The following is a 20,986-nucleotide window of genomic DNA, read 5'->3' on the forward strand; positions in this document are numbered from 1 at the left end:
CCCCGAATTTACAGTACTTGCCAAATCGGAGCCAGAGCGACAGTTAGGGCGGCAGGCGAACAAAGCCATTGATGGAGACACGCCATGAAAGCCGTCGGCTACAAGAAATCGCTTCCGATCGAGGACGCCGATTCACTGTTCGATTTCGAGGCCGCAAAACCCGAGCCCAAAGGGCGCGACATCCGTGTCGCGGTGAAAGCGATCTCGGCCAATCCGGTCGACTACAAGGTGCGCAAGCGCGCCGCTCCGCCCGAGGGCGAGACCAAGATTCTCGGCTATGACGCAGCCGGCGTGGTCGATGCCGTCGGGCCCGAGGTCACGCTGTTCAAGCCGGGCGACGAAGTGTTCTACGCCGGCTCGATCCTGCGCCAGGGCACCAATGCCGAATTCCACCTGGTCGACGAACGCATCGTCGGCAACAAGCCGAAGAGCCTGTCGTTCGCGCAGGCCGCCGCCCTTCCCCTCACCTCCATCACCGCCTGGGAGCTGCTGTTCGATCGACTCGGCGCGGTGCCGGGCAAGAGCGTCGATCCGCGCACGCTGTTGATCACGGGCGGCGCCGGCGGCGTCGGCTCGGTCCTGATCCAGCTGGCCCGGCGCCTCACCGGACTGACGGTACTCGCCACCGCCACGCGGCCGGAGTCGCAAAGATGGTGCCTCGATCTCGGCGCGCATGCGGTGATCGACCATGGCAAGCCGATGAAGGAGCAGATCGAGAAATTGAAGCTGCCGCCGGTCGCGCTGGTCGCGAGCCTGACCTTCACCGACCAGCACTACAAGGCGATCGCGGAATTCATGGCACCGCAAGGCAAGTTCGGCCTGATCGACGATCCCCCGGAGTTCACGGTTGCCGCATTCAAGGGCAAGGCGATCTCGGTGCACTGGGAATCGATGTTCACGCGCTCCTCGTTCCAGACGCCTGACATGATCGCGCAGCATCATCTGCTCAATGACGTGGCCGACCTCATCGACAAGGGCGTGTTGCGCACCACGCTGGACCAGACCTTCGGCGCGATCAACGCCGCCAACCTCAAGCGCGCGCACGCGCTGCTGGAGAGCGGCAAGTCGCGCGGCAAGATCGTGCTGGAGGGGTGGTAGGCTTGGCACTCCGCGTCAATTGAGGCATCATGCGTCTGCGGTCCCGGAAACGAGGGCCGAACCCCGCCCGCCGGGACCAGCAACAAGCAGATTGATGATGACCGAACCATGCGACCTGTCGGCGGTCGCGGCACGCGCGCTGATTGGCCAACGCAAGCTCTCCCCCGTCGAGCTGACGGATAGCTGCATCCGCCGCATCGAAGCGGTCGATCCGGCGGTCAATGCCGTCGTTGCGCGCTCGTTCGAAACCGCGCGCGAGACGGCGCGCGAGCGCGAGGTCGCCGTGATGCGCGGTGAGACCCTGGGCGCCGTGCACGGGCTGCCGCTCGGTGTCAAAGACCTGATCGACGCGGAAGGATTGCCGACCAGCTTTGGCAGCGTGCTGTTCGCGGACAACGTCGCCAGGCAGGACGAGGCCATCGTCGCGATGCTCAAGCGCGAGGGCGCGATCGTCATCGGCAAGACGAATGTGCCGGAATGGGGCGCCGGCGGCAATACGCGCAACGCAGTGTATGGCGCGACCGGCAATCCCTTCGATCCCAATCGATCCGCCGCCGGTTCGTCGGGGGGATCGGCCGTCGCGCTCGCCACTGGCATGGTGCCGCTCGCGACGGGATCCGATACCGGCGGCTCGGTGCGGAATCCGGCATCCTTTTGCGGCGTGGTCGGATTCCGGCCCTCGCCCGGACTGATCGCCAGCAACAGCCGCAACATGGCCTGGCTGCAGATCTCGCAGCTCGGGCCGATGGCGAGAACCGTCTCCGACGCTTGCCTCATGCTGTCTTGCATGCTGGATCGCGACGCCCGCGATCCGTTATCGGCGATCCTTCATGCGGGCGGTGCACCTTCGCCGGTGCTCTACCGCAATCCGCCGCGCGTCGATCTGTCCGCGCTCCGCATAGCTGCAACCAGCGATTTCGGCTTTGCGCCGACCGAGGGGGCGGTCGCCCGCGCCTTCAGGCAGAAGCTCAATTCGTTCGAAACGGTATTTCACAGAGTCGACTGGACCCATCCTGATTGCACGGGCGCGGACGAGGTGTTCAGCATCCTGCGCGCCGTCGCATTCCTCGGCCGCCACCGCGAGCTCGTGGAGAAATTTCCGGACAGGGTCGGGCCCAACGTTCGCGACAACGTTGCGGAGGGCCTTGGCTATTCCGCTGCCGATGTGGCACGTGCGCTCTCGATGCAGACCGACCTTTACCGGCGCTGGCAGACCTTCTTCGCGGATCACGATTTCATTCTCGCGCCTGCGGTCACCATCAGCCCACGGCCGTGGTCGGAGCTCTATCCAGCCGAGATCGACGGCCGGCCGACCAAGAGCTACTTCCACTGGCTCGCACTCGCCTATGCCGTCACCAATGTCGGCCATCCCACCGTCGCAATCCCGGCCGGTCGAGGCGACGCCGGTCTGCCGTTCGGCATCCAGGTGATCGGCACGCGCGGCGGCGATCTCTTAACGCTCGCGGTCGCGCGCGAAATCGAAGCGGTGCTCGCCGCCAATCCGGATACCGCCCGCCCCGTTCCCGACATTGCGTGGCTGGCCAGGCAGCCGCCGATCGCCGACAAGCCGGGATTTCTCGCTTTCGATTGAAACTTCAACCGCGGAAAAACGACACGATGAAAACAACGTTCCTGACGCTAGCGCTCGCCGCAATCGGCTCGATCAGCGTCAATTCGCTCGCAACCGCGCAATCGACCTATCCCGAGAAATCCCTGCAATTGATCGTCCCGTTCCCGCCAGGCGGAGCCTCCGACGTGGTGGCCCGCATCATCGGCGGCGAGCTCGAAGCGCGGCTCGGCAAGCCTGTCATCATCATGAACCGTCCCGGCGGGGGCACCACGATCGCGGCCAAGGAGGTCGCGCGCGCGGCGCCCGACGGATACACCCTGTTCTTCAGCTCGAATTCGAGCTTCACCTTGCCGGCCGCCGTGAAGGAGAGCGTTCCTTACGACGCGGCCAAGGATTTCGAGCCGCTCGGTCGGGTCGGCAAGATCACCCTGGCGCTGGTCACCTATAAGGACAATCCGGTCAAGGATCTGCCTGCGCTCGTCGCGGAGGCAAAAGCCAATCCGGACAAGCTGTCGCTGGCCTCCTTCGGAGTCGCGACGGTGTCGCATTTCGCCGGCGAGTTGTTCAAGTCGAACGCCGGAATCAAGATGGTCCACCTGCCCTACAAAGGCAGCGCGCCGGCGATGAACGATCTCATCGGCAAGCACATTCAGTACCATGTCGACACCTTGATCGCCGTGAAGCCGCAGATCGAGGCCGGCGCCGTCAAGGTGATGGCCGTGTTCTCGAGCCAGCGCACACCATTCCTGCCCGACGCACCGACATTGGCAGAGCTCGGCTATCCCGCCATCGACTTCTCGTCGTGGGGCGCGGTGGTCGCGCCCAAGGGGCTGCCGCCACCGGTTCGCGACAAGCTCACGGCGACGCTGGAGGAGATCATCAACAGCCCCTCCGTTGTGGAGCGCTTCGTCAAGGTCGGCTTCGAGCCCGGCTTCGCACGCTTTGACGACTGGGCCGGTGCGGTGACCAAAGAGACGGCCGAGATGAAGGACATCGCGCAGAAGGCCGGCATCAAGGACGAGTAGCCGATCGCATCGCCTCAGGCGATCGTGTTGACGATGCCGCCCTCGGCGCGCAGCGCTGCGCCGTTTGTGGCGGATGCCTCCTTCGAGGCGACGTAGACCACCATGTTGGCGATCTCATCGACGCTGGCGAAGCGCTGCAGCAGCGAACTCGGACGATGCTGCCTGACGAAGTTGGCCGCGGCTTCGTCCACGGACTGGCCGTGCTGCCTGGCGAGATCCTTGACGAACGTCTCGACGCCCTCCGACATGGTGGGGCCCGGCAACACGGAATTGACCGTGACGCCGGTGCCAGCGGTGAGCTGCGCCAGGCCGCGCGCGACGGAAAGCTGGGCCGTCTTGGTCATGCCGTAGTGGATCATCTCGACGGGAATGTTGAGCCCGGACTCCGAGGAGATGAAGACGATGCGGCCCCAGTTGCGCGCGAGCATGCCCTTCATGTAGGCGCGCGACAGCCGCACGCCGCTCATCACGTTGACCTCGAAGAAGCGGCTCCAGTCCTCGTCGGGGATGTCGAAGAAATCCTTCGGCTCGAAGATCCCGGCATTGTTGATGAGAATGTCGACCTCGGACAAAGCCGCCACGAGCGCCTTGCAGCCTGCCGCCGTCGAGACGTCGGCGGCGATGCCGCGGACGTTGGCGCCCGTCGCTTCCAGCTTGCGTACCGCCGCATCGACCTTGTCCTGGCCGCGGCCGTTGATGACGACGCTGGCGCCCGAGGCCGCCAAGCCCTTGGCGATGGCGTGGCCGATGCCGGCGGTCGAGCCGGTGACGAGGGCGGTCTTTCCGGACAGGTCGATGTGCATGCGGTATCTCCATGGATGTGGATGGAGATATCGGAAGCGGCTCCCTCAGCTGCAATCAGAGCTCACCGACGCGTGAGGATCGTGAATCGTGGGCACGGAGCGATGAGCGCTCCGTTGTCCACCCGAGCGCTCCGACAAAAAAGCGGCGCCGAAGGCGCCGCTTTTGAAACGTCATGCCGGTCGGGCTTACGCCGCCTCGGCTTCCTTCTCCTGCACCGGGCCGGAATCCTGGCCCTTGGCATCGACGTCGCGATCGACGAACTCGATCACGGCCATGGCGGCGTTGTCGCCGTAGCGGAAGCCGGCCTTGATGATGCGGGTGTAGCCGCCCTGGCGGTCCTTGTAGCGGGTCGCGAGCGTGTCGAAGAGCTTCTTGACCATGTCGACGTCGCGCAGCTCGGAGATGGCCTGACGGCGCAGCGACAGGCCGCCCTTCTTGCCGAGGGTGACGAGCTTCTCGACGATCGGGCGAAGCTCCTTGGCCTTGGGCAGCGTGGTGACGATCTGCTCGTGCTTGATCAGCGCGGCCGCCATGTTGGCGAACATCGCCTTGCGGTGCTCGGCCGTGCGGTTGAGCTTCCGATGAACCTTGCCGTGACGCATGTGTGTAGTCCTTCTTCGATTGTGTCGCGGTGGTTCAGCGACTGGTTTTCAGGTGGGCTTCCTGCGTTCGCCCTAGGTCGCGAGTGGCGAATGGCGAGTAGCGAATAGATCTTCCCCTATTCGCTACTCCCACCTCGCCATTCGCTCAGTAATGATCCTCAAAGCGCTTGGCGAGCTCGTCGATGTTCTCCGGCGGCCAGCCCGGCACTTCCATGCCGAGGTGCAGACCCATCTGGGCCAGCACTTCCTTGATCTCGTTCAGCGACTTGCGGCCGAAGTTCGGAGTGCGGAGCATCTCCGCCTCGCTCTTCTGCACGAGGTCGCCGATATAGACGATGTTGTCGTTCTTCAGGCAGTTGGCCGAACGCACCGACAGCTCGAGCTCGTCCACCTTCTTGAGGAAGGCCGGGTTGAAGGCGAGGTCCGGGATGATCTCCTGGGCGACTTCCTTGCGCGGCTCTTCGAAGTTGACGAACACGTTGAGCTGATCCTGCAGGATGCGGGCGGCGTAAGCCACCGAGTCATCCGGCGTGATCGCGCCGTTGGTCTCGATCGTCATGGTCAGCTTGTCGTAGTCGAGGATCTGGCCCTCGCGGGTGTTCTCGACCTTGTAGGAGACCTTGCGGACCGGCGAGTACAGGCTGTCGACCGGGATCAGGCCGATCGGCGCGTCCTCGGGACGGTTGCGCTCGGCGGGCACGTAGCCCTTGCCGGTCGAGACCGTGAACTCCATGCGGATCTCGGCGCCCTCGTCGAGCGTGCAGATCTGCAGATCGGGGTTGAGCACCACGACATCGCCGACGGTCTGGATGTCGCCGGCGGTGACGACGCCCGGCCCCTGCTTCTTCACGACCATGCGCTTGGGGCCTTCGCCCTGCATCTTGATCGAGATGTCCTTGATGTTCAGCACGATGTCGGTGACGTCCTCACGGACGCCCGCGATCGAGGAGAACTCGTGCAGCACGCCGTCGATGTGCACCGACTGCACCGCCGCGCCCTGGAGCGAGGAGAGCAGGATGCGGCGCAGCGCATTGCCGAGGGTCTGGCCGAAGCCACGCTCGAGCGGCTCGGCGACGATGGTCGCGAAACGCGAGGAATCGCTGCCGGGCGTGACCTGGAGCTTGTTCGGCCGAATCAGTTCTTGCCAATTTTTCTGGATCGTCACTGTTTCACCCATACAGGCCAGTCGATTTGACGGTGCAAATACTGGCGTTGGAGAAAGGCCGCAGATCATCCCCGCGGCTTCTTGCAAAGTCGCTGCGGGCGCCGACGCGCCCGCAACTGGTAGAAATCAAACGCGCCGACGCTTGCGGGGACGGCAACCGTTGTGCGGGATCGTGGTCACGTCGCGGATCGAGGTGACGGTGAAGCCGGCGGCCTGGAGCGCGCGGAGCGCCGATTCGCGGCCCGAACCGGGACCGGCGACCTCGACTTCCAGCGTGCGCATGCCGTGCTCCTGCGCCTTCTTGGACACGTCCTCGGCGGCGACCTGCGCGGCGTACGGGGTCGACTTGCGCGAGCCCTTGAAGCCCATCGTGCCGGCCGAAGACCAGGCGATCGTGTTGCCCTGCGCGTCGGTGATGGTGATGGTCGTGTTGTTGAACGACGAGTTCACATGCGCGACGCCGGAGGCGATGTTCTTGCGCTCACGACGACGAACGCGGGTGGCTTCCTTGCCCATTGAGTCCCTTTCCTGAAGATCTCAAACGCCGCCGTAATGCCAGCGGCTACACCTGTGGAAGCGAATAGCGAGTAGCGAATGGCGAATAGGGAAGCCCCCTACTCGCCACTCGCCACGTCCAATTCGCCAGTTTACTTCTTCTTGCCGGCGATGGCCTTGGCCGGGCCCTTGCGCGTGCGCGCATTGGTGTGGGTCCGCTGACCGCGCACCGGCAGACCGCGACGATGACGCAGGCCGCGATAGCAGCCGAGGTCCATCAGACGCTTGATGTTGATGCCGACCTCGCGACGCAGGTCGCCCTCGACGAGGTAGTCGCGGTCGATGACTTCGCGGATCTGAAGCACTTCGGCGTCGCTGAGCTGATTGACGCGACGATCCTCGGGGATCTTCACCTTCTCCATGATGTCACCGGCGATCTTCGGGCCGATGCCATGGATGTACTGGAGCGCGATCAGCACGCGCTTGTTGGTGGGAATGTTCACGCCGGCAATACGGGCCACGGCCTTCTCTCCTGTTGCCGATCCCTCGTCAGGAATCGGGCTTTAAGTGCTTGCTTTCTCGGGCAGGTGTTCACAAACGCGAACACGACGCCCACCCCCGGTCTTCCTGGGGCCCGGCATCGTCTGAAACTATCCGACTTGGATGCGGGGCTTATTAGGGGATTCCGGGGGCTTTCGTCAACCGCTGCTAGCGCTTGGCTCGCTTTTTCGTGACCTTTTTTGCAGCCTTTTTGGCACCCTTCTTGACGGTCTTTTTGGCTGTTTTCTTGACGGTTTTCTTGGCCGCCTTCTTGGCGCCCTTCACGGCTTTCTTGGTCGCCTTTTTGGCAGTTTTGGCCGATTTGGCGGGCTTTTTAGCTGCCTTTGGGGCCTTTTTGGCCGAATTCTTCGCCGTCTTGGTCTTTTTCGAGGGGGCCGCCTTGGCGGCGCTCCGGGCATGGGTCTTGGGCTCGACCGCTCCCAGCGCCAGGAGCTGGCGGTGGATGGCGCGGGTGACCTCGTCGATGGCCATCATGCCGTCGATGGTCGAGAGCTTCCGACGCTCGGAATAGTAGTGAATCAGCGGTTCCGTCTGGCTGCGGTAGCTGGCAAGCCGCTTGGTCAGGACCTCAGGGGTGTCGTCGAGCCGGACCTCCTCGCCGCGCTCCCGCATCTCGGCGACGCGGGTCTCGACGCGGCTCAAGAGCGCGCTCTCGTTCACCCGGAGCTCGATCACGGCGTCGAGCTTGAGATGCTTGCGCTTGAGCAGCTCGTCCAGCGCCTCGGCCTGCGGCACGGTGCGGGGGAAACCGTCGAGGATGAAACCGTTCTTGGCGTCCGGCTGGTCGATGCGGTCGGAAATGATTCCCACCACGACGTCATCGGGCACGAGGCCGCCACTGGCCATGATCTCCTTGGCCTTCAACCCGACCGGAGTGCCGGCCGCAACCGCAGCACGCAGCATCTCGCCGGTCGAGAGCTGGACGATGCCATAGCGCTGCACCAAGAGCTGGGCCTGAGTCCCCTTGCCCGACCCCGGCGGTCCCAGAAGTATAATTCTCATCGGCGTACGCCCCCCGGATTGGTGAGCGACACGTCGCGCACCTGTGTTTGAAGATCAAGAACGGTGCAAATCACAATCAGCGCCGCACCGCTACCCATATCATAGGGGAGCGAATGGGCGGACGCCAAAAAGGCTTTGAAATCAGGGATTGCGCACAGTGAGGGCCACTCTGCGGATGCGGCCGAGCGGCCCGCCAACGACGATCGCGGACGCACCACATTGGTCGCGTCGCGAATCGGCGGCGCAGTTGCGCCGCCCGAGGGATGCGTTTAGCGGCGGCGGCCCCGCAGCTTCGACTTGCGGATCAGGCCTTCGTACTGGTGCGCCAGCAGATAGCCTTGCACCTGCGCCACCGTGTCCATCGTGACGCTGACGACGATCAAGAGCGAGGTGCCGCCGAAATAGAACGGCACCGAGGCGTAGGAGATCAGGATTTCCGGGATCAAGCAGACGATGGCGAGATAGATCGCGCCCAGAACGGTGATGCGTGACAGCACGTAGTCGATGTATTCCGCGGTGCGCTCGCCCGGACGGATGCCCGGAATGAAGCCGCCGTGCTTCTTCAGATTGTCAGCGGTCTCGGTCGGGTTGAACACGATCGCGGTGTAGAAGAAGGCGAAGAACACGATCAGCGCCAGATACATGATCAGGAACAGCGGGCGGCCATGGCCGAGCTGGGTGGTGATCCACTGGAACCATTCCGGCCCACTTCCCGTGTTGAAGTTCGCAACCGTGGTCGGCAGCAGCAGCAGGGAGGATGCGAAGATCGGCGGGATCACGCCGGAGGTGTTGAGCTTGAGCGGCAGATGCGAGGACTGGCCCTCGAACATCTTGTTGCCGACCTGGCGCTTCGGATACTGGATCAAGAGCCGGCGCTGGGCGCGCTCCATGAACACGATGAAGGCGATCACGGCGACTGCCATGATGATGACAACCAGGATCAGGCCGGTCGACATCGCGCCCTGACGTCCGAGCTCGAGCATGCCGGCGAGCGCCGCGGGCAGCTCGGCGACGATGCCGGCGAGAATGATCAGCGAGATGCCGTTGCCGATGCCGCGCGAGGTGATCTGCTCGCCCAGCCACATCAGGAACATGGTGCCGCCGGTCAGCGTGATCGCCGTGGACAGGCGGAAGAACATGCCGGGCTCGCTGACGACGTTGCCGGCGCCTTCGAGGCCCACCGCGATGCCGTAGGACTGGAATGCGGCCAGGATGACGGTCAGATAGCGCGTGTATTGGTTGAGCGTCTTGCGGCCGGCCTCGCCTTCCTTCTTCAGCGCCTCGAGTTGCGGCGAGACGGTGGTGAGGAGCTGGATGATGATCGAGGCCGAGATGTACGGCATGATGTTCAGCGCGAAGATCGCCATGCGGTGGATGCCGCCGCCGGCGAACATGTTGAACATGCCGAGGATGCCGCCCGCCTGGGAGCGGAACACCTGCTCCCAGATGTTGGGATCGATGCCGGGCAGCGGGATGTAGGTCCCGAGCCGATAAACGAGCAGCGCACCCAGGGTGAACCAGATGCGCTTCTTCAGTTCATCGGCCTTGGCAAACGCGCCGAAATTGAGATTGGCTGCCAGTTGTTCCGCTGCAGAGACCATCTTGGACTTTCTCCCGCCGCCTGTTGCGCCGTCATGCCCGCGGCCGGGCTAGTTTAGCGGACGCCGGACATTATCTGGGGCTCGGCTTCGATAAGTCCACGTCCCGCATGCGTAAAGGCCCGCGCGCCGCGGGCCAATGACGCAGTTGTTACGCCGCCTCGCCTTCTTCCTTGGGCTGGGCGAGGATCTTCACCGAGCCGCCAGCCTTCTCGACCGCCGCGATCGCGGTCTTGCTGGCGCCGTGCACTTCGATGTTGAGCTTGGACTTGAGCTCGCCACGGCCGAGCAGCCGCAGGCCGGCCTTGGCGCGGCGCAGCACGCCGCCCTTCACCAGGGCCTCGACGTTGACGACGCTGCCGGCGTCGATCTTCTTGGCGTCGACCGCTTCCTGGAGCCGGTCGAGATTGATCTCGGCGAACTCGACGCGGAAGATGTTGTTGAAGCCGCGCTTGGGCAGACGGCGATGCATCGGCATCTGGCCGCCCTCGAAACCCTTGATGCGCACGCCCGAACGCGCGGTCTGGCCCTTGCCGCCGCGGCCGGACTGCTTGCCCTTGCCGGAACCGATGCCGCGGCCGACGCGCATACGCTTCTTGCGCGAGCCGGCGTTGTCGGCGATATCGCTGAGCTTCATCGCCCTTCTCCTTGTGTCTTGCGCACGATCTTCACCGAAAACGGCCTCCCGTTTTTCGGGACCGTGCGCCTTTGCTTACTTCTCGTCGATGATGCGGACGAGATGGTGAACCTTCTCGATCATGCCGCGGACCGCCGGGGTATCAGGCAGTTCGCTGGTACGGCCGATCTTGTTGAGCTTGAGCCCGATCAGGGTCGAGCGCTGCGAGTGATGGCGGCGGATCGCGCTGCCGGTCTGCTCGACCTTGATCGTCTTTGCGGTCGTAACGGCACTCTTGGCCATGGGAGTCTACTCCGAAGCTTCCGTTAGTCGGCAGCCGCCTCGGCATCGCCACCGATACGGCGCGACTGCAGAGTGGACACCTTGATGTTGCGGCGGGCTGCGACCGAGCGCGGCGAATCCTGGTGCTTCAGCGCGTCGAAGGTCGCGCGCACCATGTTGTACGGGTTCGACGAGCCGATCGATTTCGCCACCACGTCCTGGACGCCGAGCGTCTCGAACACGGCGCGCATCGGGCCGCCGGCGATGATGCCGGTACCGGCCGGAGCTGCACGCAGATAGACACGGCCCGCGCCATGACGGCCGGCGATGTCGTGATGGAGCGTGCGGCCCTCGCGCAGCGACACCCGCGTCAGGTTGCGCTTGGCGGACTCGGTCGCCTTGCGGATCGCCTCAGGCACTTCGCGCGCCTTGCCGTGACCGAAGCCGGCGCGGCCCTTCTGGTCGCCGATCACGACCAGCGCTGCGAAACCGAAGCGCTTGCCGCCCTTGACGACCTTGGCCACGCGGTTGATGTGGACGAGCTTGTCGACGAACTCGCTGTCACGCTCCTCGCGCTCCCTGCGTTCACGTCCGCCGCCGCGTTGATCGCGTCCACCACGTTGTTCGCGTTCAGCTGCCATGGTTTTTCCAATCCTTCAGAGGCTTACGCCTCAATCCTCAAATTCTGTTAGAAGCTCAGCCCACTCTCACGCGCAGCGTCGGCCAGAGCCTTGACGCGCCCGTGATAGAGATAGCCGCCGCGATCGAACACGACTTCCTTGACGCCCTTCTCGACCGCGCGCTCGGCCAGCAGCTTGCCGACCGCCTTCGCCGCATCGATATCGGCGCCGGTCTTGCCGCCGTCGCGCATCGACTTCTCGAGCGACGAGGCAGAGGCAAGCGTCTCGCCCTTCAGGTCGTCGATGACCTGGGCGTAGATGTGCTTGGACGAGCGGAACACCGACAGGCGCGGACGGCCGCCGGCGGAACGGCGCAGCTTCAGCCGCACACTCCGCTTGCGCCGGGCATTCGTAACCTTGGCTTTCGACATGACCGGCTCCGTTACTTCTTCTTGCCTTCCTTGCGGAAGATGAATTCGCCCACATACTTCACGCCCTTGCCCTTGTAGGGCTCCGGCGGACGATAGGAGCGGATCTCGGCGGCGACCTGGCCGACGCGCTGGACGTCGCTGCCTGCCACCGTGATCTCGGTCGGCTTCGGCACGGTGATCGTGATCCCCTCGGGGATCGGATAGATCACGTCATGGCTGTAGCCGAGCGCGAGCTGCAGGTTCTTGCCCTGCATCGCGGCGCGATAGCCGACGCCGGTAATCTCGAGCTTCTTCTCGAAACCCTTGGTGACGCCTTCGACCAGATTCGCGACCTGGGCGCGAGCGGTGCCGTACAGCGCCCGCGCGCGGTTGGTCTCGATCCGCGGCTTGACCTTGACCTGGCCGTTCTCGAGCTTCACCTCGACGTCGTCGTGGACGATGAACTGAAGCTGGCCCTTCGGCCCCTTCATCTTGACGGTCTGGCCGTCGACGGTCGCGGTAACGCCCGACGGCACCGTCACAGGCTTTTTGCCAACACGTGACATGGATCGAAAATCCTTCTCAGAACACCGTGAAGAGGACTTCACCGCCCACATTCGCGTCGCGCGCGCTGTGGTCGGCCATGATCCCCTTCGGCGTCGACAACACCGAAATGCCGAGACCGTTATTCACCCGCGGCAGGTTCTTCACCGAGGCGTAGACTCTGCGCCCGGGCTTGGAAACGCGTTCAATCTCGCGGATGACGGGCTCGCCGTCGAAATACTTCAGCTCGATCTCGATCTCGCTGCGGCCCGAGGAGTGCTCGAGCGTGGCGTAACCGCGGATGTAGCCCTCGGCCTTCAGAACCTCGAGCACGTTCTCGCGCATCTTCGAGCCGGGCGTGGAGACCTTGGTCTTCGAACGCATCTGCGCGTTGCGGATACGGGTGATCAGATCGCTGATTGGATCGTGCGTAGACATCTAAACGACCCTCCTTACCAGCTGGACTTCACGAGGCCCGGGACCATGCCCTTGGAGCCAAGTTCGCGCAGCGCGATACGGGACAGCTTGTTCTTGCGATAGTTCGAGCGCGGACGGCCCGACAGCTCGCAGCGCATGCGGATGCGGGTCGCCGACGAGTTGCGCGGCATTTCCGCCAGCTTCAGGGTCGCGGCGAACCGCTCCTCCATCGGCAGCGTCTTGTCGGCGATGATCGCCTTCAACCGCTCGCGCTTGGCTGCGGCGTTCTTCACCATCCGCTTGCGCCGGTTGTTCTTCTCGACTGAACTCTTCTTTGCCATGCTTGGCTCCTGGGTATCCGCGTTTGAGAGGCTCTAAGTCAGCGTCTCACTGCCGGAACGGGAAATTGAAAGCGGTCAACAAGGCCCTCGCCTCTTCGTCGGTCTTGGCCGTGGTGCAGACGGTGATGTCCATACCGCGGGCTTCCGAGACCTTGTCGAAGTCGATCTCGGGGAAAATGATGTGCTCCTTGATGCCGAGCGAGTAGTTGCCGCGGCCATCGAAGCTCTTCGGGTTCAGGCCGCGGAAGTCGCGCACACGCGGCAGCGCCACGTTCACCAGGCGATCGATGAACTCGTACATGCGGGCCTTGCGCAGCGTGACCTTGCAGCCGATCGGCTGGTTCTCACGCAGCTTGAAGGTCGCGATCGCGATGCGCGAATAGGTCACGATCGCCTTCTGGCCGGCGATCTGGGTCAGTTCGGCAGCGGCGGTCTCGGCCTTCTTGCGGTCGTTGACGGAATCGCCAACGCCCATGTTCAGCACGACCTTGTCCAGGCGCGGAACCTGCATGACGTTCTCGTAACCGAACTTCTCGGTCAGAGCCGTGCGGATCTTCGCGTCATATTCCGCGCGCAGGCGCGGCGTGTAAGCGGCCTCAGCCATCGATCTCAGCTCCCGAGCTCTTGGCGATGCGGACCTTCTTGCCGTCCGCCAGAATCTTGAATCCGACGCGGGTCGGCTTTCCGTCCTTGCCGACATACGCGATGTTGGACAGGTGGATCGGCGCCTCTTTCGAGATGATGCCGCCCTCCTGGGCCTGCGTCTGCTTCTGGTGACGCTTGACCATGTTGATGCCGCGCACCAGCGCGGTGCCGGCGTCGGGGCGAACCTCGAACACTTCGCCGGTGCGGCCCTTGTCGCGGCCGGTCAGCACGACGACCTTGTCGCCCTTGCGGATCTTCGCAGCCATCACAGCACCTCCGGCGCGAGCGAGATGATCTTCATGTGGTTCTTGGCGCGCAGCTCGCGCGGCACGGGCCCGAAGATACGGGTGCCGACCGGCTCGGACTGGTTGTTGATCAGCACGGCGGCGTTGCGGTCGAAGCGGATGACCGAGCCGTCGGCGCGGCGGATGTCCTTACGGACGCGCACCACGACGGCCTTCATCACGTCGCCCTTCTTCACCTTGCCACGCGGAATGGCTTCCTTGATCGACACGACAATGATGTCGCCGATCGTGGCGTAGCGGCGCTTGGAGCCCCCGAGCACCTTGATACACATGACACGGCGTGCGCCAGAATTGTCGGCCACGTCGAGGTTGGTCTGCATCTGAATCATTGATGCACCTCGTCCTCTTTCTCTTTGCGCCAGCCCAGCCGGCGCTCAACATTTCCCTGAAGTCGGTCGGCTAAAGCCAACAGATCAGGCGCTTTTCTTGTGTTCGCCCCGGATCACGACCCAGCGCTTCAACTTCGAAATCGGCTTGGTTTCCTCGATCCACACCATGTCGCCCGGCTTGAACTGGTTGCTCTCGTCGTGCGCGTGGTAGTTCTTCGAACGGCGGATCGTCTTCTTGTAGATCGGGTGCGTGAAGCGGCGGTCGACGCGCACCACGATGGTCTTGGCTTGCTTGTCGCTGACGACCACGCCCTGCAAAGTACGTTTCGGCATCTTCGTAAGCCTCTTACTTCTTCTTCGCGCGCGTCTGCGCGGCGATGGTCTTGATCCGGGCGATGTCACGGCGGGCCTCGCGCAGGCGCGAGGTGTTCTCGAGCTGCCCGGTGGCGCGCTGGAAGCGCAGGTTGAAGCGCTCCTTCTTCAGGTTCAGGATGGCCTCATCCTGCTGGTCGGGGCTCATCGCACGGATGTCTTCGATCTTCATCTGGGCCATGGCCATTACTCCGCAATGCGCTCGACGAAGCGCGTCTTGATCGGCAGCTTGGCGGCCGCCAGGGTCAGCGCCTCACGCGCCGTCTGGGTGTTGACGCCGTCGATCTCGAACAGCACCCGGCCCGGCTTGACGCGCGCGACCCACAATTCCGGCGAACCCTTGCCGGAGCCCATGCGGACTTCGGCCGGCTTCTTCGACACCGGAACGTCGGGGAACACGCGGATCCAGACGCGGCCGGCGCGCTTCATGTGGCGGGTCAGCGCGCGGCGGGCGGCTTCGATCTGGCGCGCGGTGACACGCTCAGGCTCGGTCGCCTTCAGGCCGAACTGGCCGAACGCCAACGTCGCGCCCGAAGACGCAACGCCGTGGATGCGGCCCTTATGCGCCTTCCGGAACTTCGTTTTCTTAGGTTGCATCATGGCTTTAAGCCCTCAAATTCCTGTCTGGCTTCAGGCAGCGGCCGTCTCGCGGCGCTGACGGCCACCGCGATCGCCACTGCCGCCGGTCTCGCCTTCGGCCATTCTCTTGTCCTGGGCCATCGGGTCGTGCTCGAGGATCTCGCCCTTGAAGATCCAGACCTTGACGCCGCAGGTGCCGAAGGTCGTGAACGCGGTCGCAACGCCGTAGTCGATGTCGGCACGCAGCGTGTGCAGCGGCACGCGGCCTTCGCGGTACCATTCCATGCGCGCGATTTCCGCACCGCCCAGACGTCCCGAGCAGTTGATGCGGATGCCTTCCGCGCCAAGACGCATCGCCGACTGCACGGCGCGCTTCATGGCTCGGCGGAACGCCACGCGGCGCTCGAGCTGCTGCGCGATCGATTCGGCCACCAGCGTCGCATCGAGCTCCGGCTTGCGGATCTCGACGATGTTGATGACGACGTCGGACGAGGTGATGTCAGCAACCTTCTTGCGCAGCTTGTCGATGTCCGCGCCCTTCTTGCCGATCACCACGCCCGGACGGGCCGAGTGGATGGTGACGCGGCACTTCTTGTGCGGACGCTCGATCACGATGCGGGCGACGGCCGCCTGCTTGAGCTCCTTGTGCAGGATCTCGCGGATCTTGACGTCCTCGTGCAACAGCTTGCCGTATTCCTGCTTGCCGGCGAACCAGCGCGAATCCCAGGTCCGGTTGATGCCGAGACGCAGACCGATCGGATTGATCTTTTGACCCATCGTGTTCTCCTGCGCCCTTAAGCGGCGGCTTCAGCTTCGACCTGACGAACGATGATCGTCAGCTGCGAAAACGGTTTGTAGACCCGGCCCGAGCGGCCGCGACCGCGGGCGGCGAAGCGCTTCATCACGAGGCCGTTGCCGACGAAGGCCTGCGCCACGACGAGATCGTCGACGTCGAGGTCGTGGTTGTTCTCGGCGTTGGCGATCGCCGATTCCAGGCACTTCTTCACGTCGACCGCGATCCGCTTGCGCGAAAACTGCAGGTCGGCGAGCGCGGCAGACGCCTTCCGGCCGCGAATGAGCTGGGCGACCAGGTTGAGCTTCTGCGGGCTCACCCGCAGCATCCGGGCGACCGCCCTGGCCTCGTTGTCGGCGAGGCTCCGTTCGCGCTTAGGTTTGCTCATCGTTTAATCCTCAAGCCTTCTTGGCTTTCTTGTCGCCGGAGTGGCCATGGAAGGTCCGGGTCGGCGAGAACTCGCCGAACTTGTGACCGACCATTTCCTCGTTCACGGCCACCGGCACGTGCTTCTGACCATTGTAGACGCCGAAGGTCAGGCCGACGAATTGCGGCAGGATCGTCGAGCGACGGCTCCAGATCTTGATGACGTCGTGACGGCCGGACGCGCGCGCGGCATCTGCCTTCTTGAGCAGAGAACCCTCGACGAACGGGCCTTTCCAGACTGAACGAACCATGTCCGGCGTTCCTTACTTCTTCCGCTTGTGGCGGCTTAGGAGAATGAATTTGTTGGTCGACTTGTTGGTGCGGGTCTTCTTGCCCTTGGTCGGCTTGCCCCACGGGGTGACCGGGTGACGGCCGCCCGAGGTACGACCTTCACCACCGCCGTGCGGATGGTCGATCGGGTTCATCGCGACACCGCGGTTGTGCGGCCTGCGGCCCATCCAACGCTTGCGACCGGCCTTGCCGATCGAAGTGTTCATGTGATCCGGGTTCGACACCGCGCCGATCGTGCCGCGGCAACGGCCGTGCACCAGGCGCTGCTCGCCCGAGTTCAGGCGGATGATGACGTAATCCTGGTCGCGGCCGACGAGCTGGGCGTAGGTGCCGGCGGAACGGGCGAGCTGACCGCCCTTCCCGATCTTGACCTCGATGTTGTGGATGATCGTACCGACCGGCATGTTGCCGAGCGGCATGACGTTGCCCGGCTTCACGTCGACGTAGTTGCCGGCGATGATCGTGTCGCCCACGGCCAGGCGCTGCGGCGCCAGGATGTAGGCCTGCTCGCCGTCCTGATACTTGATCAGCGCGATGAAGCCGGTCCGGTTGGGATCATATTCCAGCCGCTCGACGGTCGCGGGCACGTCGACCTTCTCACGCTTGAAGTCGACGGTACGCAGCGTCTGCTTGTGACCGCCGCCGCGGAAGCGCACGGTGATGCGGCCGGTGTTGTTGCGGCCGCCCGAGGACTTCTTGCCTTCGGTGAGCGCCTTCAGCGGCTTGCCCTTGTAGAGGGCCGAACGATCGACCATGACCAGCTGGCGCTGGCCCGGCGTCGTGGGATTGAATGTCTTCAGTGCCATCGTCGTACGACCTTACAGACCGGTGGTGACGTCGATCCGGTGACCCTCTTCGAGGGTCACGATCGCGCGTTTGCTGTTCGACTGCGAGCCGATGGTGCCGCGGAAGGCCTTGACCTTGCCCTTGCGGACCAGCGTGTTGACGCTCTTGACCTTGACGTCGAACAGCTTCTCGATCGCTTCCTTGATCTGCGGCTTGGTCGCCTTGGCGGCCACCTTGAACAGCACCTTGTTGTGCTCCGAGGCGATCGTCGCCTTTTCGGTCACGACCGGCGACAGGATCACGTCGTAGTGGCGAGGCTCGATGTTCTTGCTCATTTGAAGCGCGCCTCCAGCGCATCGATGGCGGCCTTGGTCAGAACGAGCTTCTGACGGCGCAGGATGTCATAGACGTTGATGCCCTGGATCGGCAGCACGTCCATGTTCGGGATGTTGCGGGCCGCAGCGGCGAAGCCGTTGTTGAGCTCGGCACCGTCGATGATCAGCGCGTTGGTCAGGCCGAGACCAGAGAAGTGGCCGAGCAGCGCCTTGGTTTTGGCGGTCTCGAGCGCGGCCTTCTCGATCACGACGAGATCGCCGTCCTTGGCCTTGGCCGAGAGCGCATGCTTCAGAGCGAGCGCACGGACCTTCTTCGGCAGGTCGGTGGCGTGCGAACGCACCACCGGACCGAAGGCACGACCGCCGCCGCGGAACTGCGGCACGCGGGCCGAGCCGTGACGAGCACCGCCGGTGCCCTTCTGCTTGTACATCTTCTTGCCGGTGCGCCAGATCTCGGCGCGGCCCTTGGCCTTGTGTGTGCCGGCCTGGCGCTTGTTGAGCTGCCATTGCACGCAGCGCGCGATGATGTCCTCGCGCGGCTCGAGGCCGAAAATGGCGTCGGACAGCTGGACGGAGCCCGCTTCCTTACCTTCGAGGGTGGTGACCTTCAATTCCATCTCACGCCTCCTGCGCAGCCGGAGCGGCTTCCGCGTCGCCAGCAACCTTGAACTTGCCGGGCTTCGGAGCTTCCTTCGGCAGCGGCTTCTTGACGGCGTCGCGCACGCGGATCCAGCCGCCCTTGGAGCCGGGAACGGCGCCTTCGACGAGGATCAGGCCGCGCTCGACATCGGTCTGGACGACGCGAAGGTTGAGCGTGGTGATGCGGTCGACACCCATGTGGCCGGGCATCTTCTTGTTCTTCCAGGTCTTGCCGGGGTCCTGACGGCCGCCGGTCGAGCCGATCGAGCGGTGCGAGATCGACACACCGTGCGTGGCGCGCAGACCGCCGAAGTTCCAGCGCTTCATGCCGCCGGCGAAGCCCTTACCGACCGAGGTGCCGGTGACGTCGACGAACTGGCCGACGACGAAGTGGTCGGCCTGGATCTCGGCGCCGACCGGGATCATGGCGTCCGCGGTGACGCGGAATTCCTCGACCCGGCGCTTCGGCTCGACCTTGGCGACCGCGAACTGGCCGCGCTCGGCCTTCGGCATGTAAACGGTCTTGCGGCTGCCCGAACCGAGCTGGAGCGCGACGTAACCGTTCTTCTCTTCGGTGCGGTGGCCTACGACCTGGCAATTGCCGAGCTTCAGCACGGTCACGGGGATATGTTCGCCGGCCTCCGTGAAGACCCGCGTCATCCCGACCTTTTGTGCGATCACTCCGGAGCGCATCGGCTTGCTTCCTGTTCTCTTTGTCCGCTTTTGGCGAACGGGATCCAAAATCTTAGAGCTTGATCTCGACGTCGACACCGGCGGCCAGGTCGAGCTTCATCAGAGCATCGACGGTCTGCGGGGTCGGATCGACGATGTCGAGCAGGCGCTTGTGCGTGCGCATCTCGAACTGTTCGCGGCTCTTCTTGTCGACGTGGGGCGAACGGTTGACGGTGAACTTCTCGATGCGGGTGGGCAGCGGAATGGGTCCGCGGACCTGCGCGCCGGTGCGCTTCGCCGTGTTCACGATCTCACGGGTCGACGTATCGAGGATACGATGGTCGAACGCCTTGAGACGGATACGAATGTTTTGGCCGTTCATTGCCGTGCTTTCTTTAGTGAGTGGCGAGTAGCGAGTAGCGAATAGAGTTCCCTATTCGCCACTCACCATTCCCTATTCGCTTGTTACTCGATGATCGAGGCGACGACGCCGGCGCCGACGGTGCGGCCGCCTTCGCGGATCGCGAAACGGAGCTTCTCTTCCATCGCGATCGGGACGATCAGGTGCACTTCCATCGCGATGTTGTCGCCCGGCATCACCATCTCGGTGCCTTCCGGCAGGTGCACGACACCGGTCACGTCGGTGGTGCGGAAGTAGAACTGCGGACGGTAGTTGGTGAAGAACGGGGTGTGGCGACCGCCTTCTTCCTTGGTGAGGATGTAGGCCTCAGCCTTGAACTTGGTGTGCGGCTTGACCGAACCCGGCTTGGCCAGAACCTGGCCGCGCTCGACGTCCTCGCGCTTGGTGCCGCGGAGCAGCGCGCCGATGTTGTCGCCGGCCTGGCCCTGATCGAGCAGCTTGCGGAACATTTCGACGCCGGTGACGGTGGTCTTCTGGGTGGCGCGGAGACCGACGATCTCGATTTCCTCGCCGACCTTGACGACGCCGCGCTCGACACGGCCGGTCACGACGGTGCCGCGGCCCGAGATCGAGAACACGTCTTCAACCGGCATCAGGAACGGCTGGTCGATCGGACGCTCCGGCTGCGGGATGTACTCGTCGACGTTGCGCATCAGCTCGAGGATGGCGTCGTGGCCGAGCTTCTTGTCGGAGTCCTCGAGAGCGGCGAGCGCCGAACCCTTGATGATCGGGATCTTGTCGCCGGGGAATTCGTACTTCGAGAGCAGCTCGCGGACTTCGAGCTCGACCAGCTCGAGCAGCTCCGGATCGTCGACCATGTCGCACTTGTTGAGGAACACGACGAGCGCGGGCACGCCGACCTGGCGGGCGAGCAGGATGTGCTCGCGGGTCTGCGGCATCGGGCCGTCAGCGGCCGACACGACCAGGATCGCACCGTCCATCTGGGCGGCGCCGGTGATCATGTTCTTCACGTAGTCGGCGTGGCCGGGGCAGTCGACGTGGGCGTAGTGGCGGTTCGTGGTCTCGTACTCGACGTGCGCGGTCGAGATGGTGATGCCGCGCGCCTTCTCTTCCGGCGCCTTGTCGATCTGGTCGTACGCGGTGAACGTCGCACCGCCGGTCTCGGCGAGGATCTTGGTGATCGCCGCGGTCAGCGACGTCTTGCCATGGTCGACGTGACCGATGGTGCCGATGTTGCAGTGCGGCTTGGTACGTTCAAACTTTGCTTTGGCCATTTGACTCTC

32 protein-coding genes are annotated in these 20,986 nt (G+C 64.1%); 3 read left to right on the forward strand and 29 right to left on the reverse strand.

Annotated elements, in window-relative coordinates; genetic code table 11:
• The first annotated feature begins 84 nt into the window (after nucleotides 1-84).
• From N2604_RS26930 to N2604_RS26940, 3 genes are all read left to right on the forward strand, one after another.
• Nucleotides 85-1,098 carry a zinc-binding alcohol dehydrogenase family protein gene (locus N2604_RS26930; protein WP_260371153.1) on the forward strand — a complete coding sequence of 338 codons (1,014 nt, stop codon included), beginning with the start codon at nucleotides 85-87 and terminating at the stop codon, nucleotides 1,096-1,098.
• Nucleotides 1,099-1,195: 97 nt separating this feature from the next.
• A complete protein-coding gene (locus tag N2604_RS26935) occupies nucleotides 1,196-2,689 on the forward strand; it encodes an amidase (protein WP_260371154.1) in 1,494 nt (497 codons plus the stop codon).
• A gap of 26 nt (nucleotides 2,690-2,715) precedes the next feature.
• Nucleotides 2,716-3,693, forward strand: a complete 978-nt coding sequence (locus tag N2604_RS26940) for a tripartite tricarboxylate transporter substrate binding protein (protein ID WP_260371155.1) — start codon at nucleotides 2,716-2,718, stop codon at nucleotides 3,691-3,693.
• 14 nt (nucleotides 3,694-3,707) lie between these two features.
• Here the strand turns inward: N2604_RS26940 and N2604_RS26945 are convergent, their stop codons facing one another.
• The 29 genes from N2604_RS26945 to tuf form a co-directional block, all read right to left on the reverse strand.
• Complete coding sequence (locus N2604_RS26945) at nucleotides 3,708-4,496, reverse strand: SDR family NAD(P)-dependent oxidoreductase (RefSeq protein ID WP_260371156.1); 789 nt, start codon at nucleotides 4,494-4,496, stop codon at nucleotides 3,708-3,710.
• Between the two features lie 186 nt (nucleotides 4,497-4,682).
• Nucleotides 4,683-5,099 (reverse strand): 50S ribosomal protein L17, encoded by a 417-nt coding sequence (rplQ, locus tag N2604_RS26950; RefSeq protein WP_025036979.1) that lies wholly within the window; start codon nucleotides 5,097-5,099, stop codon nucleotides 4,683-4,685.
• Nucleotides 5,100-5,244: 145 nt separating this feature from the next.
• Nucleotides 5,245-6,276: a DNA-directed RNA polymerase subunit alpha gene (locus N2604_RS26955; protein WP_036011050.1), complete on the reverse strand. Its 1,032-nt coding sequence runs from the start codon at nucleotides 6,274-6,276 to the stop codon at nucleotides 5,245-5,247.
• A 114-nt stretch (nucleotides 6,277-6,390) separates the two neighbouring features.
• The gene (gene rpsK / locus N2604_RS26960; protein ID WP_007603045.1) at nucleotides 6,391-6,780 is read right to left on the reverse strand and encodes a 30S ribosomal protein S11; all 390 of its coding nucleotides are present in this window, start codon (nucleotides 6,778-6,780) and stop codon (nucleotides 6,391-6,393) included.
• A gap of 131 nt (nucleotides 6,781-6,911) precedes the next feature.
• Entirely contained in the window at nucleotides 6,912-7,280 is a 369-nt protein-coding gene (gene rpsM, locus N2604_RS26965) for a 30S ribosomal protein S13 (protein ID WP_027574068.1), read from the reverse strand.
• A 187-nt stretch (nucleotides 7,281-7,467) separates the two neighbouring features.
• Nucleotides 7,468-8,322 carry an adenylate kinase gene (locus N2604_RS26970; RefSeq protein ID WP_260371157.1) on the reverse strand — a complete coding sequence of 285 codons (855 nt, stop codon included), beginning with the start codon at nucleotides 8,320-8,322 and terminating at the stop codon, nucleotides 7,468-7,470.
• A gap of 269 nt (nucleotides 8,323-8,591) precedes the next feature.
• Nucleotides 8,592-9,923 carry a preprotein translocase subunit SecY gene (secY, locus tag N2604_RS26975; RefSeq protein WP_260371158.1) on the reverse strand — a complete coding sequence of 444 codons (1,332 nt, stop codon included), beginning with the start codon at nucleotides 9,921-9,923 and terminating at the stop codon, nucleotides 8,592-8,594.
• Nucleotides 9,924-10,071: 148 nt separating this feature from the next.
• A complete protein-coding gene (gene rplO, locus N2604_RS26980; RefSeq protein ID WP_025036983.1) occupies nucleotides 10,072-10,557 on the reverse strand; it encodes a 50S ribosomal protein L15 in 486 nt (161 codons plus the stop codon).
• A gap of 75 nt (nucleotides 10,558-10,632) precedes the next feature.
• Complete coding sequence (gene rpmD / locus N2604_RS26985; protein ID WP_260371159.1) at nucleotides 10,633-10,839, reverse strand: 50S ribosomal protein L30; 207 nt, start codon at nucleotides 10,837-10,839, stop codon at nucleotides 10,633-10,635.
• Between the two features lie 23 nt (nucleotides 10,840-10,862).
• Nucleotides 10,863-11,459, reverse strand: coding sequence for a 30S ribosomal protein S5 (gene rpsE / locus N2604_RS26990; RefSeq protein WP_014494507.1), 597 nt, complete (start codon nucleotides 11,457-11,459; stop codon nucleotides 10,863-10,865).
• Between the two features lie 47 nt (nucleotides 11,460-11,506).
• A complete protein-coding gene (rplR, locus tag N2604_RS26995) occupies nucleotides 11,507-11,869 on the reverse strand; it encodes a 50S ribosomal protein L18 (protein WP_260371160.1) in 363 nt (120 codons plus the stop codon).
• Between the two features lie 11 nt (nucleotides 11,870-11,880).
• Nucleotides 11,881-12,414 carry a 50S ribosomal protein L6 gene (gene rplF / locus N2604_RS27000; RefSeq protein ID WP_260371161.1) on the reverse strand — a complete coding sequence of 178 codons (534 nt, stop codon included), beginning with the start codon at nucleotides 12,412-12,414 and terminating at the stop codon, nucleotides 11,881-11,883.
• Nucleotides 12,415-12,430: 16 nt separating this feature from the next.
• The gene (gene rpsH, locus N2604_RS27005) at nucleotides 12,431-12,829 is read right to left on the reverse strand and encodes a 30S ribosomal protein S8 (RefSeq protein ID WP_024342456.1); all 399 of its coding nucleotides are present in this window, start codon (nucleotides 12,827-12,829) and stop codon (nucleotides 12,431-12,433) included.
• A 14-nt stretch (nucleotides 12,830-12,843) separates the two neighbouring features.
• Complete coding sequence (gene rpsN / locus N2604_RS27010) at nucleotides 12,844-13,149, reverse strand: 30S ribosomal protein S14 (RefSeq protein WP_100234744.1); 306 nt, start codon at nucleotides 13,147-13,149, stop codon at nucleotides 12,844-12,846.
• Nucleotides 13,150-13,195: 46 nt separating this feature from the next.
• The gene (rplE, locus tag N2604_RS27015; protein WP_260371162.1) at nucleotides 13,196-13,753 is read right to left on the reverse strand and encodes a 50S ribosomal protein L5; all 558 of its coding nucleotides are present in this window, start codon (nucleotides 13,751-13,753) and stop codon (nucleotides 13,196-13,198) included.
• Entirely contained in the window at nucleotides 13,746-14,060 is a 315-nt protein-coding gene (gene rplX / locus N2604_RS27020) for a 50S ribosomal protein L24 (RefSeq protein WP_197947882.1), read from the reverse strand. Before rplX ends, rplE begins: the two co-directional genes overlap by 8 nt.
• Nucleotides 14,060-14,428 (reverse strand): 50S ribosomal protein L14, encoded by a 369-nt coding sequence (gene rplN / locus N2604_RS27025; RefSeq protein ID WP_007603030.1) that lies wholly within the window; start codon nucleotides 14,426-14,428, stop codon nucleotides 14,060-14,062. The genes rplX and rplN overlap by 1 nt, the downstream gene beginning before the upstream one ends.
• Nucleotides 14,429-14,512: 84 nt before the next feature.
• A complete protein-coding gene (rpsQ, locus tag N2604_RS27030; RefSeq protein WP_024342452.1) occupies nucleotides 14,513-14,761 on the reverse strand; it encodes a 30S ribosomal protein S17 in 249 nt (82 codons plus the stop codon).
• 13 nt (nucleotides 14,762-14,774) lie between these two features.
• The gene (rpmC, locus tag N2604_RS27035) at nucleotides 14,775-14,981 is read right to left on the reverse strand and encodes a 50S ribosomal protein L29 (RefSeq protein ID WP_025036989.1); all 207 of its coding nucleotides are present in this window, start codon (nucleotides 14,979-14,981) and stop codon (nucleotides 14,775-14,777) included.
• A gap of 5 nt (nucleotides 14,982-14,986) precedes the next feature.
• A complete protein-coding gene (rplP, locus tag N2604_RS27040) occupies nucleotides 14,987-15,400 on the reverse strand; it encodes a 50S ribosomal protein L16 (protein ID WP_008136349.1) in 414 nt (137 codons plus the stop codon).
• Nucleotides 15,401-15,430: 30 nt separating this feature from the next.
• A complete protein-coding gene (gene rpsC, locus N2604_RS27045; RefSeq protein WP_061876881.1) occupies nucleotides 15,431-16,156 on the reverse strand; it encodes a 30S ribosomal protein S3 in 726 nt (241 codons plus the stop codon).
• A 17-nt stretch (nucleotides 16,157-16,173) separates the two neighbouring features.
• A complete protein-coding gene (gene rplV, locus N2604_RS27050; protein ID WP_260371163.1) occupies nucleotides 16,174-16,560 on the reverse strand; it encodes a 50S ribosomal protein L22 in 387 nt (128 codons plus the stop codon).
• Between the two features lie 10 nt (nucleotides 16,561-16,570).
• Nucleotides 16,571-16,849, reverse strand: a complete 279-nt coding sequence (gene rpsS, locus N2604_RS27055; RefSeq protein WP_008136357.1) for a 30S ribosomal protein S19 — start codon at nucleotides 16,847-16,849, stop codon at nucleotides 16,571-16,573.
• Nucleotides 16,850-16,861: 12 nt separating this feature from the next.
• The gene (rplB, locus tag N2604_RS27060) at nucleotides 16,862-17,695 is read right to left on the reverse strand and encodes a 50S ribosomal protein L2 (RefSeq protein WP_060736369.1); all 834 of its coding nucleotides are present in this window, start codon (nucleotides 17,693-17,695) and stop codon (nucleotides 16,862-16,864) included.
• Between the two features lie 12 nt (nucleotides 17,696-17,707).
• The gene (locus N2604_RS27065) at nucleotides 17,708-18,010 is read right to left on the reverse strand and encodes a 50S ribosomal protein L23 (protein WP_025036992.1); all 303 of its coding nucleotides are present in this window, start codon (nucleotides 18,008-18,010) and stop codon (nucleotides 17,708-17,710) included.
• On the reverse strand, nucleotides 18,007-18,627 hold the full coding sequence (gene rplD, locus N2604_RS27070) for a 50S ribosomal protein L4 (protein WP_091894751.1): 621 nt from the start codon (nucleotides 18,625-18,627) through the stop codon (nucleotides 18,007-18,009). The genes N2604_RS27065 and rplD overlap by 4 nt, the downstream gene beginning before the upstream one ends.
• Before the next feature lies 1 nt (nucleotide 18,628).
• Nucleotides 18,629-19,342 (reverse strand): 50S ribosomal protein L3, encoded by a 714-nt coding sequence (gene rplC, locus N2604_RS27075; protein WP_025036993.1) that lies wholly within the window; start codon nucleotides 19,340-19,342, stop codon nucleotides 18,629-18,631.
• A gap of 52 nt (nucleotides 19,343-19,394) precedes the next feature.
• Nucleotides 19,395-19,703 (reverse strand): 30S ribosomal protein S10, encoded by a 309-nt coding sequence (gene rpsJ, locus N2604_RS27080; protein WP_002712302.1) that lies wholly within the window; start codon nucleotides 19,701-19,703, stop codon nucleotides 19,395-19,397.
• An 83-nt stretch (nucleotides 19,704-19,786) separates the two neighbouring features.
• A complete protein-coding gene (tuf, locus tag N2604_RS27085; protein ID WP_027574053.1) occupies nucleotides 19,787-20,977 on the reverse strand; it encodes an elongation factor Tu in 1,191 nt (396 codons plus the stop codon).
• Nucleotides 20,978-20,986 lie beyond the last annotated feature (9 nt).

The sequence above is a fragment of the Bradyrhizobium sp. CB1015 genome, from assembly GCF_025200925.1.
Lineage (GTDB): Bacteria > Pseudomonadota > Alphaproteobacteria > Rhizobiales > Xanthobacteraceae > Bradyrhizobium.